Origin of the sequence: Microcoleus sp. K4-B3, from assembly GCF_036704615.1 — a bacterium.
Classification (GTDB): domain Bacteria; phylum Cyanobacteriota; class Cyanobacteriia; order Cyanobacteriales; family Microcoleaceae; genus Microcoleus.
Genome location: NZ_JAUBSF010000002.1, coordinates 151,532 through 164,641 on the forward strand (window position 1 = coordinate 151,532; position 13,110 = coordinate 164,641).

The following is a 13,110-nucleotide window of genomic DNA, read 5'->3' on the forward strand; positions in this document are numbered from 1 at the left end:
ATGGATTTGGCAGAAAAAGCAATTAATATTTTGATTGTCGAAGACGAACTATTAATTGCTAAAAGTTTAGCCCAAAAATTAGAAAAGTTGGGATATCAAATCGCAGACATCGTTTCTTCAGGAGCCGATGCCATCAAGCGCGCAGGCGAATTGGAACCAGATTTAATCTTAATGGATATAGTCATCAAAGGCGACATTGACGGCATAGAAACAGCAGTAATAATTAATCAAGAATTAGATATCCCAATTATCTATACAACTGCCTATGCCGATGACGAAACTTTGCAGCGAGCCGAAAATACTGGCTCTTACGGCTACCTCCTCAAACCGTTTAAACAAAGAGAACTGCACGCCACCATCAAGATAGCGTTGAGCAAACATCAAGAAGCAGTAAAAATGCAAAAACTAATTGCACTAGGAGCAGCGCAAAGTGAAAGCAGATCGCGATTTATTTCAATGGCATACCACGATTTAAACACTCCTTTAACTACCATACAGCTATCGGCAGAAATGCTAGAAGATAGCGAATTACGGAGGGCGTCAGGAACTACCAATAAAAATGTCGAGCGCATTAAAAGAGCCGTCAGCAATATGAGTGGATTGCTGGAGGATATTTTAATGCTTAGCAAAGCAGAATCAGGCAAAGTTTCCTTGAATTTAAATCCGATTAATGCGACGGATTTTTGCACCTCAATTTTAGAAGAATTGCAACCGATCGTCACCGACAAACACTTCATAACTTTCCGCACCCAAACAGAGCCGGTACACGCCAATCTCGATGCAAAACTACTGCACCACCTCCTGACTAATTTACTGTCAAACGCCATTAAATATTCTCCAAACGGCGGCAATATCAGTTTAGAATTAATCTGCGAAAACCAGCAAATAATTTTGTGCGTTCGAGATGAGGGAATTGGGATGACAGCGGAATATCAAGGAAAACTATTTCAGCAGTTTGAACGGGGTGCTAATGTAGGCAATATTAAAGGATCGGGTTTGGGACTCTTCATTGTTAAACACATAGTTGACCTGCACGGCGGTACAATAAGTGTGGAAAGTGCGATCGACAAAGGTACTACATTTATTGTCGCGCTGCCTTTTTGTGGTGGCGATAACAGCTAACAGTTAACAGCTAACAGTTAAAATTAGTCATTGTCAGCAAAATCGATCGGGAGATAAAAGCTCGATCGCCCTATCTTCTTCTCCCCCCGCCCAATTAGCAAATCGCTCAGCCAAAGCAGGTACAATAGTCAAAGGATTGCTGAGACCCGAAAAAACGTGCAATCCGGGGCGATCGGCAATCGGCCCCACTACAGGCAAATTATCAGCGCTAAATGCCACAATACACTCGTGCCAAGTTGCCGGTAAACCTGCCAAAGCAGGCAAAACCTTGCCGATTCCTGCACGAATTGCCCTTTCGCTGGTTTCGCGATCGACTGTAGCATTCAAATCGCTCAAAGTGCGGGACAATTGCCCGATCCGCAAACTGCCATCATTAAACTGAATTGCACCCGAATCTAAAATCGGCGACAGCAACTCTTTACCAGGTTCATCCCAAAGAAAATCCACCTCAATTCTACTCGATTCAGCTTCCAATTCAAAACGTTTTAATACCGCAGGCATCACCAAAGTCCTGAGTTTCAAATCCACAGGTGCAGTTTCCAAAATCTCCGTGCGAGTAAAATAAACTCCCACAGAAACACCAGCGGCTTTTAGGAAACTCCGACTCCAACCTCCTGCACAAACAACAGCATTTTCGCAACGATAAATTCCCTGCGCCGTCTGGGCTCCCGAAATCCGATTTCCCTCTTCAATCAACCCAATTACTTCAGCAAATTCTATAGTTCCTCCCAACCGCAGAAACCCTTGACAATAAGCTTTATTTGTGGAAGTCGGCGAAATGTGACCGTGACGCACAGTCAGAGCTCCGGCGATCGCACTTTTATTCAACAAAGGTTCCAACTCGCCAGCTTCTGCAACGCTCAAAAGCTGCGGAGGAATAGCAAAATGCGCGTAATTAGCCGCCGCTTGTTCGGCATCACAGCCCGCATCAATTGTCAGCAACAAATCCAACTCGCGAAACTCCGTATCAGCATCTAATTCCGCCGATAAATTGCGGTGGCGTTCGATACCTTCCCCACACAATTGACGAGTTAAATCAGTCGTCCCCGACCAATAAGCCAAGCCGCCGTAACTAAAACGAGTAGCATTTTGCATGGTAGCATCTCGTTCCAAAAGCAGCACAGCAAAACCTTTTTTTGCCAGTTCGTAACTCAGTGACGCACCCGTAATGCCGCCACCGACAACAATCCAATCGTAACTTTTCATGGGCAACTCAAAGGGAAGGAAAATATCATGCTTAGATTTTAGCTTAGGTTTTTTCCGAACCAGCCGAAAAGCCTCTACCTACAGGAAGAGGCTGCCTGCGATCGCCTTAACTGAAACTTCCACCCCTCGGGAGATGTTTGTGCAGGGATATTTTTCGTTCAATAGTAGGAATTAGAGTCAGCAAAAAATTAGAAATACCAGAGAGGTTTTTATGAGTATCGACAAACCAGGCAAAGATATGGAGCGCACTGTCAATCCGGGCGATCGCATTTCCGACGAACCCCAAACCATTGAAGAAAAAGCCCAGCAACTGGCGGTAGACCACGTGCCAGACATCACGGGAGATGTTGTTACAGTTCCAACTTATGTGATCGTAGAAGAACCAGACGGGGAAAAGAAAGCCCTGCACCACGTCAAAGACGCCGACGAAATTTCTGATGTAATTCGGCAGGCCCGCGTTGACGAAAATGGCGAGCGGATTTGGGATTAATTTCAATCCAATAAAAACGGGTTTGTTGTACAAAAGTTATCTGTAGAAATCATGGAAACAAATCAAAGAAATAGTACGCCCTATCCCAATCTTCCGCCGATTCTCGAAAGTGACGACACAGAGTATCGCGATGCCGGTATTACGAGTACAGTTTCAGTTGCAGGTCATCCCCTTCACCCAGTGCTGATCGTGTTTCCGGTAGCCTTTTTAGTAGGAGCCGCCGGCACGGATATCGGTTATTGGCTGACAAGCGATCCGTTTTGGGCGAGAGCTTCGGTTTGGCTGATCGGTGCCGGTTTTGGTGCGGGGATTTTGGCGGGAATCACGGGCTTTTTAGATTTTTTCAAAATAAAAAGAGTGCGCGATCGCAGTGCCGGTTGGTTGCACATGGGCGGCAATGTGGCGGCTTTGGTACTTTCCCTGATTAACCTGGTGTTGCGACAAGGAAATCCGGCTGAGCCGATCGTATTTACAGGTTTAGCAATATCGATCGTCGTGGCAACCTTGCTGGGCATTACAGGCTGGTTCGGCGGCGAACTAAGTTTTCGCCACAAAATCGGCGTTATCGGCCCTACAAGTCAAAATTCGTAGGTTTCCGATCGTTTTTAGTAAAGATTTCAGTCCCTCTTCATTGGATAATTTAGGACTAAAGTCTTGGCTACAAACTTAAAGATTGTCCGATCCAACTCAGATAAGCCTCGCTGCCAGCGATAATAGGAATAGCAATAATTTCAGGAACTTCATAGGAATGGAGTTCCTGAACTTTTGTTTTTAAAACCTCAAATTTAGCCAAATCAGTTTTAATTACCAACTGCCACTCTGACTCGGCATGAATCTCGCCTTGCCAAGTATAAATCGAGCGAATTGGCGACAAGCTCACACAAGCAGCCAGCTTGTGTTCAACTAGAGATTTAGCGAGATTCTCCGCCTCCGCCTCCGATGCCGCAGTTACCAGCACCACCCCATAATTAACAGTCATAACGATTTTAGATTTGAGATTAAAGAATAGATTTCAACAGAAAACCTTGAGCGTAGTTTCTTGTAAGGAGAGGGCAATGCCGTCTCCGGCGCGGATATCTGCCACTTTTAATAATTCTAGTTGGCGATCGCGCGGTTGACCATCACCTTGGTTTTTTTATCCAAATAGACGCAGTTAAAACCCTCAATAAAAGTTAAAAAACCCGGTTTCTTTGTGGGCGAGTGCGATCGCGAACTAAATTCGTATAAAATTGAGGATTGTCAGAAGACTTTTTTAAATTGATATTAGTTTTTAGTTGTCATTGGTCGAGCGCCAACAATTACCAATTACCAATTACCAATTACCCATTTGAAATCTCATTAACTTCCCAAGAATTAACTTGGCCCGCCCCAGCTAAGGAAAAGTATCGCCTAGTAGATTCCGGCAAAATAGCTCCCGCCAATAAAGCATTATCTAAATTAGCTCCTATTAACGTCGCCTCGCTCAAATCTGCCGCCATCAAATCTGCTTGACACAGCTTTGCCCAATTCAGATTTGCCCCTCTCAAACAACTTCCCCTCAACTTAGCCCCGGTTAAGTTTGCACCCGCCAACTTTACCCCCCGCAACTGAGCCGCGCTGAAATTCGCCCCTACCAAATTCGAGCCTTCCAAATTAGCTCCCATTAGTTTAGCTTCGCTCACGTTGACGCCGCTCAAATCTGCACCGCAGAGATTCACCCCTGTCAACTGCGCTCGCCGCAGACTGACTCCGGTTAATTGAGCTCCAAAAAGTTTTGCACTGTTGAGCCTTGCACCGTAAAGGTTGGCCCACTTAAAATTAGCTCCTGTCAGATTCGCGCCCAGCAAGTTAACTAATTGCAAGTCGGCGCTGCACAAATTCGCATTCCACAACGCAGCACCGCGCAGGTTTGCGCCCGTTAAAGTTGCGCCGCTTAATTTTACCCTCGGTAATTTTGCTTTTACCAAAAAAGCCCCGCTCAAATTCGCTTTTGTCAAATCTGCGCCTGAGAGTTTGGTTTCGCCCATTTTGGCAAAACTCAGATTTGTTCTTTGCATCTGTGCGCCTTTGAGTGTTGCTTTGGTGAGAAACGCCCTGCTGAGGTTCGCCCCGGAAAGATTAGCTCGCGAAAGGTTGACTCCGATTAAGATTGCTCCGCTGAGGTTTGCCCCGCTGAGGTCGGCTCCAGCAAAGTCTCTTTGTCCTTTTTCGTAATTGTTGAGCAGTTCGCTAACTTCCATAGGGCGTGATACCTTCTATGATTGGGGGGTTTCGATCGAGAAATCTCTAATCTTAAGGTTGTTTCAGAAATTAGACTGTTTCAGAAATTAGACTGTTTCAGCGTTTGCCTCAAACGGTATAAATTCTGTTAACATCACTTTCTGTTTAAAGGCGCTCTCTTAATAAAGATTTTATATCTTTCTCGTGGTAGCGATCCCGCTTTCGGTATTTTTGAATTAAAAGTTAATGTTTCTTGACATAGATAGTCATTCCTTAACGATCGACCGTAATTCGCAACTTCAGACGCAGCGTCCCCTTGAATCCTGCGGGAGGTTGCCAGGAACTCAAGGCCCTCTTGAGAGTCTCAACGGCGTCTGTTGCTTGCAGCGTCGAGGTTTGAGGGTCGTTAGCGAAGCCCTCGAAGAGGATCGCCACTCGTGCAACGCGGCCGTCTTGTACCGATAACTCCCACACCGTTTCACCGCTAACCCCCGCCGGGAGATTAACAGATTGCAGGTATTGAGTCAAAGCGGCGATCGCCCCGGCATCCAACCCTTCGGCACTGACTACTTCCCAGCGAGAAGCCTTTGGCTGCGAGCGTTGCAACTCACCGTTACCTCGCTGCCGCGGCGGCATAACAGGAGCTGGACTCACCGGTGCCGAGTTGCGATTCGGGGTAACGCTGCGAGTGCCGCCCCTAGTTGGCTCTGCCCCTCCCGACTCGAAAATACCCTCATAGCTGACACCCTGCGGCAATTCTACAGGCACTTGCACCCTACGACGAGATCCATCGGGTTCGACTCGCACTTCTTCGCTCACAGCCACAAAAGCCGTGTATTCCGATAGCAAGCGATAAGTCAGAGCAGTATTAGTCACAGCTTCCACCAGAGATTTAGTCTCGGCACCAAACATTTGATTCATTAAATCTTTAATGCGCGATCGACCCCAAAGCTGAGCTACCGCCGGATTGCCAAAATCCGTAGCGGTTGCTGCGACTGAAGTAGACTCCCGCTGCCGCCCGCCGGATTGAGCAAAATTGACAGGTAAAATCTGCTCGTAAGCTTTGCCGCCCGCAAGAGTGCCGCGGATGCGAAGTTGACCGTTAGCTCGATCGGTCTTTTTCCCAAACAAAACCAGCGGCTGACTCGCAAACAAGTCTGGAGGTGCGATCGGATAAATCTCTGGTTTTTCCCCCATTCCTTCCCAACTAATTTGAATATCAGTCAATACCGGACGATTAATTTCCCGAAAAAACTTTTCTGCCGCTTCTGCTGACGGTTCATCTTGACGAATCACTTGAGACGTGCCTCTTCCCACTTCCGCCAAACGGTTAATCAAAAACCGATTCACCGAACCGCCAACACCAAAACTATAAAGTCGATTTCCCGGTTTCAGACTCCGCTGAACCAGAGCTAGCACTTCATTTTCATTACCAATGTAACCGTCAGTAATTAGTACAATACTCCGCAGCCTTCCCGTTGCCGCCGCCGGAAAATTCATCACTGCTTGAATGCCGTTAAGCAGTTCAGTACCACCGTTTGCCTGCAAGTTTTGGATATAATTAATGGCGCTTTGTCGGTTGGCAGCCGTATTTGCTAAAGGAGTTGTTGAAAGCGCTTTCGCAGTGTTGGCAAAATCAATAATAGTAAAAGTATCGTTAGGATTCAGCCCTTGAATGAAGCGGCGCATCAACTCCTTAGATTTTGCCAGCGGTTCGCCCTGCTGAGAACCGGAAGTATCCATCAGAAACACGACATCTTTAGGTACAATTTCATTAGTTTTGTAGTTTAATGCCGGAATCAAATAAGTAGCAAAATGACCGCCCCGCTTGTCGGATTGAGTCAAAATAGTTGCCCGAGTATTTTCGCCCGCCACTCGATAGCGCAAAATTAAATCTTTATTGGGAATTGTGTCTGAATTGGCTAATTGGACTTGCACAATATTGCCGCTGCGGTCAGTTGTAATTTGATGGGAAGTAGATCGGACATCGCCGATCGCCACTCCGGCATCTATTTCTACCGAAACAGCGATATTGTGACCCGATCGCGTTCCGGGAGGCAAGACAGGTGGGTTAATGCGATCGGCATCGGTATTAACCCCCCCCTGCCCCCCCCTTGCTAAGGGGGGGAATTGAGCATCGCCCCCCCTTGCTAAGGGGGGGTTGGGGGGGGTCGTATTTCTCGCCCCTGGAGACTCAGAACTATCGCCCCCCCTTGCTAAGGGGGGGGTCGAATTTCCCGAAATATAGCGCGGCCCAACCACCATTGGAAACACAAATTCGTAATCGCCACCGGCAAATTTGAGACTTTCGGTGTAGCGAATCGTAACTTCAATTTTTTCTCCGGGTTTGATGTTCGCCAGAGACTGAGTAAAAATATTGTCGCGTTCTTGTTCCAACAAACCCGCAGTCCGACCTTGCTGTCTGGCTTGTTCGTAAATTTCCAAAGCTTCCTCGCGGAGTTTGATATCAGCTTTAATAATTCGTGAGCCTATTTTAATTTCCATATCATCCACCGCCGCTTCGTCGGGCAAAGGAAATACATAAACAGCTTCTAAAGATTCGGGAAAAGGATTTTCAAACTTCTGAACAACTTCGACGCGGGAGATATTGCCAGCTATTTTGGCTTTAACTTCAGTCTGCTTGAGAGGAAAGACTTGTTCTGGGGTCGTATTGGGAGTTTTGACGAACAAACCGCCGACTGGACAGCGAGTTTCGGGCGATCGCGCCCCATGACACTTAACATCGTTACTAGCGAGGATTTTCGGCGACAGAGACAAATAATTTTCCCCAGGAGCTTTTGCCCGCGCCGCATTTGGAGCGATCCACGCGCCACACTCCATCGCAGCGAGCAATGCGATACCAGCAGAAAGCAACCGTTGAGGGGATAGAACGCAGACAAACTTCATAGCTGTTGTTTTTAGCAGACTTGAGGTGCTTTGTTTACCATGACTTTACCCTTTGCAAAACGTTCCTGAGTTAGCTTTTTGGGAAAAATGGCTGAGGCGGGTAGGGTCAAGTTGAGATTTTAGATTTTAGATTTTAGATTTTAGATTGACTCCAGAGGGGCGGACTGGGGGCTGGCACTTTTGTCTAAGCCATGATTGCTCTGGGCTACTGCTGTCGGCTTGCATCCGTATTGGGGTGATGTCGGTTGGGGCGATCGTCCGCGAACCCAACCTAGAAGATTGTATGATAATTAAATAATTAAATAACTCTAACCTCAACCTTTCCACCTCTAATAAATTGAAAAAGCAATGAATTTTATTAACCCCAAAACCGACTTTGCCTTTAAAAAAATCTTCGGCTCTGCTGACAGCAAAGACATTTTGATTAGCTTCTTAAATGCCATCCTCTACGAAGCACAGCCAGTCATCGAAGATTTAGAAATTATTGATCCTTATTTAGCTCCCAAAATCAAAGGAGTCAAAGACACTTACTTGGATGTCAAAGCCAAGATTACTGGGGACAAGACTGTAATTATTGAAATGCAGGTCTTGAATGTAGAGTCCTTCGAGAAGCGGATTTTATACAATGCCGCAAAAGCTTATTCAGTCCAATTAAAAAAGGGCGACAAATACGACTTGTTAAATCCTGTAATTGCCTTGACCATTACAGATTTCCAAATGTTTGAAAATCTAGAGACCGTAATTTCGCGATTTGTTCTCAAAGAAAAGACTTTTTTTGTTGATTTTTTGACTAATGAGTTAGAATATGTGTTTGTTGAACTACCAAAATTCAACAAGACCTTAGAGGAATTAAAGACACTGACTGACAAGTGGATATATTTCATGAAAACCGCTAGGACGTTAAGCTATGTTCCCGAAGAGTTGGGAAATGTACCGGAACTCAGACAAGCTTTTGCAATTGCTAACGAAGCAAATTTAGAACCTGATGAATTGGAAGATTTAGAAAGGCGAGAAATTTTTATTCAAGACCAGCGCGGTGCAATTACCAAAGCTACTAGACTGGGGATGGAAGAAGGCATCAGACGAGGCATCGAACGAGGTATCGAACAAGGCATCAAACAAGGTATAGAACAAGGCATCGAACAAGGCATCAAACAAGCAAACTTGCGATTAATTCTTCGTCTGTTGGAGCGTAGTGTCGGCTTCATGTCGCTGGATACCCAAAGCAGCATCGCTCAGTTATCTGCTGAGCAATTACAGAGTTTAGGAGAGGCGCTATTAGACTTTACCACTTTGTCAGATTTGACAACTTGGTTGCAAGCACATAACAATCGTCAATGAGGGGTCAAATCGGTGTAGGGGCAATCCCCCGTGGTTGCCCTTATGGATTACCTATGTCACATTTGAGTCTGACCTGACATTGAAACATCTAAAGTCGAAAATCCTATGAGCAAATTTGTGTTTGTGACCGGCGGCGTGGTTTCCAGCATCGGCAAGGGAATTGTCGCTGCTTCCTTGGGCCGCCTATTGAAGTCGCGGGACTATTCTGTCTCTATTCTGAAGCTAGACCCCTATATTAACGTTGACCCCGGCACTCTCAGCCCGTTTCAGCACGGAGAAGTCTTTGTCACGGAAGACGGTGCGGAAACAGACCTGGATTTGGGGCACTACGAGCGTTTTACCGATACTTCCATGTCTCGCCTCAACAGCGTCACCACGGGTTCCATTTATCAAGCGGTGATCAACAAAGAACGCCGCGGCGAGTATCAGGGGAGTACGGTGCAGGTGATTCCGCACATCACTAACGAGATTAAAGAGCGAATTCACCGAGTAGCCAAAAATACTAATCCCGATGTCGTGATTACGGAAATCGGCGGAACGGTGGGAGATATTGAATCTTTACCATTTTTGGAGGCAATTCGCCAGTTTCGCAAGGATGTCGGGCGGCAAAATGTTTTGTATATGCACGTCACGCTGATACCTTGGATTCCTTCGGCTGGGGAGATGAAAACTAAACCGACTCAGCATTCGGTGAAGGAATTGCGGTCGATCGGCATTCAACCAGATATTTTAGTCTGTCGGTGCGATCGCCCGCTGTCTTTGGGCATGAAACAGAAATTGTCGGAATTCTGCAACGTGCCCGAAGAATGTGTCATCACCGCTCAAGATGCCAAAAGTATCTACGAAGTGCCGCTGATGATGGAACAGGAAGGTTTAGCGGAACAAAGCATCAATTTGCTGCAACTCGAACCGCGGCAACCCAATTTGACTCAGTGGCAAACCTTAGTCAAGCGGCTTTACAGTCCCAACCACAAGATTGATATTGCTTTGGTCGGCAAATACGTGCGGTTGAACGATGCTTATCTTTCGGTGGTCGAAGCTTTGCGGCACGCAGCAATCTCGATCGGCTGCGACCTGAATTTGCACTGGATTAACTCAGAAGATTTAGAATCGGGAAACCTCGAAAATTATCTCAAAGATATCAACGGCATTCTTGTACCCGGGGGTTTTGGGATTCGGGGAGTAGACGGCAAAATAGCGGCGATCGAATATGCCAAACACCATAAAATACCCTTTTTGGGATTGTGTTTGGGGATGCAGTGTGCTGTGATTGAATGGGCCCGCAACATCGCCCAACTAAAGGATGCCAACAGCGCTGAATTTGACCCAGATACCGCAAATCCGGTAATTAATTTATTGCCAGAACAGCTCGATGTAGTCGATTTGGGCGGTACAATGCGGCTGGGTTTGTATCCGTGCCGTGTCAACCCAGACACCCTCGCTTTCAAACTTTATCAGAAAGAAGTGATTTACGAGCGACACCGCCACCGGTACGAATTTAACAACGCCTACCGCAATCTTTTCTTAGAATCAGGTTATGCAGTCTCCGGGACATCTCCCGACGGCCGATTGGTAGAAATGATCGAATTGCCCAACCATCCCTTTTTCATAGCCTGTCAATTTCACCCCGAATTCCAATCTCGACCTAGCGCCCCCCACCCCTTGTTTCAGGGGTTTATCGAGGCGGCAAGCATCCAGGGAAAGCAGGATTTTTTAGAAGTTGAGGGGCGCGACTTGGTGGCAGGGAAACTCGCAGCAGGAAACTGATCTGATATCATGTCCGATCGATTAGTTCTGATATATTAGATGTCTGTAGGGGCAGGTGAGAGTACACAATATTCAAATCAGGCAGACTATCGAGCGTACTCTCACCCGCCCAACCCAACAATCGGATTTGATTCGGGTCGCACTTACCGGACTAGATATCGGGCAGCATTCTCAACCAGTGAAAAACCTCATCCCCCAGCCCTAGCATAGGGGTTGGGGGGGCTAGTACCCGAAGGGAGAAGGCAAAAGGCATTGAGCAGAAGGTAAAAATGCTGATATTTTTAGTTAACTTTTTAGCTTTGATTTTAAGGGTGATACCAGTTTCACAAAAAAATGCAACTTTAGGCAAGTTCCAAACCCCGATAGTCATCAGTCATGCCCAATCTAAAATCTAAAATCTAAAATCTAAAATGGTATGAGTTGTCAAACTATCCTAAAATACCAGGACACACAGGTTTGAGGAGGCTTTGTGGCTTATTGGAGCAAATTTACTTATGAGAAAAGTACATACATAATTGACCTTGACACTATTAGTGCTTTTTCTAGCGAACTGGATAACAAGCGTCTCACCTTTTGGCTGCCTAATAGCAGTCAGCCGATTATCCTCAATCCCCAAGGCAATCATGAGGCTTACAAGCAAGTTCTCGATTACCTCAAAAAAACCATTGACCGCAATTCTAGAGGCTCGTGGATTAAAATTAATTATGACCGCAAAGAATTTGCGATCGATATGAGTCGAATCAGCTCTTTTGCTTGCGAGCAGAACGGTCGGCTAAGCTTTTTCCTGCCTGACAGCGCAACTAATATTATTATCCTCCGCCAAAGCAACCCGGAAGCTTATCAAGAAATTCAGGAATACATTAAAAATACGACTGGACAATCTCTGCCATGAAGCAGTCATTAGTCATCAGTCATTAGTCATTAGTCATTAGTTAGAAGCATGAACAATGAAGGGAGACTATGTTTAGTAACTCCTCACATTCATTTTATTTTTTTTGAGCTAAAGTGCTTAGGTTGCACCCTAATTTTAGATATGAAAAAAGCGCAGTAAAATGCGCTGCTTTTTTTAATTTTAACTATTGAGCAAGCTGCCAAGCTAATTTAGCCGCGCCTACCATGCCTGCTTGATTGCCCAATTCAGCCACCAATAACTGTAAATCTTCGCGAGAACTCGGCAGTACACGTTGCTGAATTTCTGCTTGAACCTGCGGTAAGAAAAATTCTGCACCAGCACTAATTCCGCCGCCGATAATAATAGCTTCCGGCGTTAAAATATAAATTATACTTGCCAAACCGATACCCAGATACCGCCCGTAATTTTGCCAAAATTCTAAAGCTTTGGCATCTCCAGACTTAGCTAAATTTGCTAATTCTACAGGTTCCCAACCTGTTTCCCGGCGAATTGCCTGCACCGAAACATACTGTTCTAAAGAACCGCGATTGCCGCTGTTGCACTCTGGGCCGTCGGGATTTATAGTAATCAATCCTAGTTCTCCGGCCGCGCCTTGATAGCCTGCAAATAGTTTACCGTCTAGGATAACTGCACCGCCGACTCCTGTACCTAAAGTTAGTAAGATTAGGTTTTTAAAGTGCCTTCCTGCACCCAACCAAGCTTCTCCCAATCCGGCACAGTTGGCATCATTTGCTAATATAGTCGGCAGTCCGGTTTTAGTTTCCAACCAGTCAGCGAGGGGGACATTGTGCCAGTTTTTGAGGTTAATTGCGACTCTGGCTATGCGGCCAGCGGCGTCTGCGGGGCCTGGAGTGCCGATGCCGATCGCACTTACAGCATTTTCGGCCGGATTCAGTTGTAAAATAGCATCCGTCATTGTGCCTAAAACGGCTTCTGGCGTTGCGGGTTGAGGAGTGGGGACAGTTAAGGATTGGTGACAAATGCCGTCTTCGCTAAATCTGCCGAGTTTAATTGCGGTTCCGCCTAAGTCAATGCCGATTACTTGTGTCATTCGATTTGGGATTTTGGATGCAAGGATTTGGGACTAATTTTAATAGTATAAACCTATTATAGGTGCACCATGCACCCCTTATCAATTAAGTTCCTAGTGAGGACTTCAGTCCTA

General features: G+C 46.1%; 11 protein-coding genes. 6 read left to right on the plus strand and 5 right to left on the minus strand.

Annotated elements, in window-relative coordinates; genetic code table 11:
• Complete coding sequence (locus tag QUA78_RS02155) at window positions 1-1,122, plus strand: ATP-binding protein (RefSeq protein WP_333304921.1); 1,122 nt, start codon at window positions 1-3, stop codon at window positions 1,120-1,122.
• 33 nt (window positions 1,123-1,155) lie between these two features.
• Here QUA78_RS02155 and QUA78_RS02160 read toward each other — a convergent pair whose 3' ends face one another.
• Window positions 1,156-2,328: an FAD-binding oxidoreductase gene (locus QUA78_RS02160; RefSeq protein ID WP_333398547.1), complete on the minus strand. Its 1,173-nt coding sequence runs from the start codon at window positions 2,326-2,328 to the stop codon at window positions 1,156-1,158.
• Between the two features lie 211 nt (window positions 2,329-2,539).
• Between QUA78_RS02160 and QUA78_RS02165 the strand changes: the two genes are divergently transcribed.
• A complete protein-coding gene (locus QUA78_RS02165; RefSeq protein WP_333305167.1) occupies window positions 2,540-2,818 on the plus strand; it encodes a hypothetical protein in 279 nt (92 codons plus the stop codon).
• Between the two features lie 51 nt (window positions 2,819-2,869).
• Window positions 2,870-3,409 (plus strand): DUF2231 domain-containing protein, encoded by a 540-nt coding sequence (locus tag QUA78_RS02170; RefSeq protein WP_333305169.1) that lies wholly within the window; start codon window positions 2,870-2,872, stop codon window positions 3,407-3,409.
• A gap of 67 nt (window positions 3,410-3,476) precedes the next feature.
• On the opposite strand, the gene cutA is transcribed toward QUA78_RS02170, so the two are convergent.
• The 3 genes from cutA to QUA78_RS02185 all read right to left on the minus strand — a co-directional run bounded on the left by cutA (window position 3,477) and on the right by QUA78_RS02185 (window position 7,924).
• Window positions 3,477-3,797 (minus strand): divalent-cation tolerance protein CutA, encoded by a 321-nt coding sequence (gene cutA, locus QUA78_RS02175; RefSeq protein ID WP_333305170.1) that lies wholly within the window; start codon window positions 3,795-3,797, stop codon window positions 3,477-3,479.
• 340 nt (window positions 3,798-4,137) lie between these two features.
• Window positions 4,138-5,037 carry a pentapeptide repeat-containing protein gene (locus QUA78_RS02180; protein WP_333305172.1) on the minus strand — a complete coding sequence of 300 codons (900 nt, stop codon included), beginning with the start codon at window positions 5,035-5,037 and terminating at the stop codon, window positions 4,138-4,140.
• A 253-nt stretch (window positions 5,038-5,290) separates the two neighbouring features.
• A complete protein-coding gene (locus QUA78_RS02185; RefSeq protein ID WP_333305175.1) occupies window positions 5,291-7,924 on the minus strand; it encodes a VIT domain-containing protein in 2,634 nt (877 codons plus the stop codon).
• A 348-nt stretch (window positions 7,925-8,272) separates the two neighbouring features.
• Between QUA78_RS02185 and QUA78_RS02190 the strand changes: the two genes are divergently transcribed.
• The 3 genes from QUA78_RS02190 (at window position 8,273) to QUA78_RS02200 (ending at window position 11,924) form a co-directional block, all read left to right on the plus strand.
• Window positions 8,273-9,265: an Rpn family recombination-promoting nuclease/putative transposase gene (locus QUA78_RS02190; RefSeq protein WP_333305177.1), complete on the plus strand. Its 993-nt coding sequence runs from the start codon at window positions 8,273-8,275 to the stop codon at window positions 9,263-9,265.
• A 105-nt stretch (window positions 9,266-9,370) separates the two neighbouring features.
• Window positions 9,371-11,032: a CTP synthase gene (locus QUA78_RS02195; protein WP_333305179.1), complete on the plus strand. Its 1,662-nt coding sequence runs from the start codon at window positions 9,371-9,373 to the stop codon at window positions 11,030-11,032.
• 469 nt (window positions 11,033-11,501) lie between these two features.
• Window positions 11,502-11,924 (plus strand): hypothetical protein, encoded by a 423-nt coding sequence (locus QUA78_RS02200; protein WP_333305181.1) that lies wholly within the window; start codon window positions 11,502-11,504, stop codon window positions 11,922-11,924.
• Between the two features lie 184 nt (window positions 11,925-12,108).
• On the opposite strand, the gene QUA78_RS02205 is transcribed toward QUA78_RS02200, so the two are convergent.
• Window positions 12,109-12,996, minus strand: a complete 888-nt coding sequence (locus QUA78_RS02205) for an ROK family protein (protein WP_333305183.1) — start codon at window positions 12,994-12,996, stop codon at window positions 12,109-12,111.
• Window positions 12,997-13,110 lie beyond the last annotated feature (114 nt).

Excerpts from the sequence above, each read along its gene's own strand:
- QUA78_RS02165 (WP_333305167.1), top strand. The coding sequence starts at position 2,540 with ATGAGTATCGACAAACCAGGCAAAGATATGGAGCGCACTGTCAATCCG.
- QUA78_RS02170 (WP_333305169.1), top strand. The coding sequence starts at position 2,870 with ATGGAAACAAATCAAAGAAATAGTACGCCCTATCCCAATCTTCCGCCG.
- QUA78_RS02155 (WP_333304921.1), top strand. The coding sequence starts at position 1 with ATGGATTTGGCAGAAAAAGCAATTAATATTTTGATTGTCGAAGACGAA.
- QUA78_RS02195 (WP_333305179.1), top strand. The coding sequence starts at position 9,371 with ATGAGCAAATTTGTGTTTGTGACCGGCGGCGTGGTTTCCAGCATCGGC.
- QUA78_RS02180 (WP_333305172.1), bottom strand. The coding sequence starts at position 5,037 with ATGGAAGTTAGCGAACTGCTCAACAATTACGAAAAAGGACAAAGAGAC.
- cutA (WP_333305170.1), bottom strand. The coding sequence starts at position 3,797 with ATGACTGTTAATTATGGGGTGGTGCTGGTAACTGCGGCATCGGAGGCG.
- QUA78_RS02190 (WP_333305177.1), top strand. The coding sequence starts at position 8,273 with ATGAATTTTATTAACCCCAAAACCGACTTTGCCTTTAAAAAAATCTTC.
- QUA78_RS02160 (WP_333398547.1), bottom strand. The coding sequence starts at position 2,328 with ATGAAAAGTTACGATTGGATTGTTGTCGGTGGCGGCATTACGGGTGCG.
- QUA78_RS02185 (WP_333305175.1), bottom strand. The coding sequence starts at position 7,924 with ATGAAGTTTGTCTGCGTTCTATCCCCTCAACGGTTGCTTTCTGCTGGT.
- QUA78_RS02205 (WP_333305183.1), bottom strand. The coding sequence starts at position 12,996 with ATGACACAAGTAATCGGCATTGACTTAGGCGGAACCGCAATTAAACTC.